Origin of the sequence: Aporhodopirellula sallentina SM41, assembly GCF_000346505.1 — a bacterium.
Taxonomy (GTDB): Bacteria; Planctomycetota; Planctomycetia; order Pirellulales; family Pirellulaceae; genus Rhodopirellula; species Rhodopirellula sallentina.
On sequence record NZ_ANOH01000245.1, the window covers coordinates 1 to 810 of the forward strand.

Sequence of the window (810 nt, forward strand, 5' to 3'; positions counted from 1 at the left end):
GATTTATCGTCGGTTTGCTTTGATTTTGATGGTTTCCCCCTTACCCCCGCCTTCGACGATTGCGCAGCGGTAGCTACGGGGATCGTCGAAGGGTTGGAGGAAAGACGGGCGGGTGATGTTGGCACGGTGCCAGGAAGCCGAACTACGGCACCGAGGCTCGGGCTTGCGGACGACTGAGGCTCAGCAAGCGATGCAGGTTGTGGGCGATGCACAGCAAGGTCCACTCCGCTCGCACCTTGTCCAACCCGCGAACCAGGAACTCCCGGACGCCGAAGCCTCGCTTGATCAGCGCGAACGGTCGTTCCGTGACGGCCGCTCGGCGTGCGTATTTCTTCCGAGATCGCTCGGTCTGCATCTTCGTCGCGTGAGCTTGTTTGGCCCGCTCGTGCTTGCCGTTCTCGATCCGGCGGCCGTACTGGTTGCGACAGTTCTTGAAACACTTTGCCCGCAGCGGACACTCCGTACACTCGCTCTTGGCGATCCGGTAGAGGTAACGCTCCGACTTACTCCGCTCGCTACGTCGCTCGAGCGTCTTACCCATCGGACAGTGGTAAACGTCTGCTTCGGAGTCATACAAGAACGCTGACTTGTCGAACGTTCGCGTGTCGGCTTCGCCCTTCTTGGGTTTCTTACCTCGCAGCGGAAGATCCTCGATGCGGTCCTCGGCCACCGGCTGTGTCGGGTCGTCGCGATAGGCTGGGTTCTCCGGGCCGGCGGGCGTGAAGAACTCGATGTTCTTCTCCGGGCAAGCAGCGATGTTCTCACCGGTTGCCATCAGTCCATCGGCGAGCACTTCGATCTCACGATCCT

Annotated in this window: 1 protein-coding gene; it reads right to left on the reverse strand. The window is 60.6% G+C overall.

What is annotated here, in order from left to right:
* Positions 1-142: 142 nt before the first annotated feature.
* Positions 143-810: transposase (locus tag RSSM_RS16550; RefSeq protein ID WP_044302786.1), on the reverse strand; the 668-nt coding region annotated here is incomplete at its 5' end.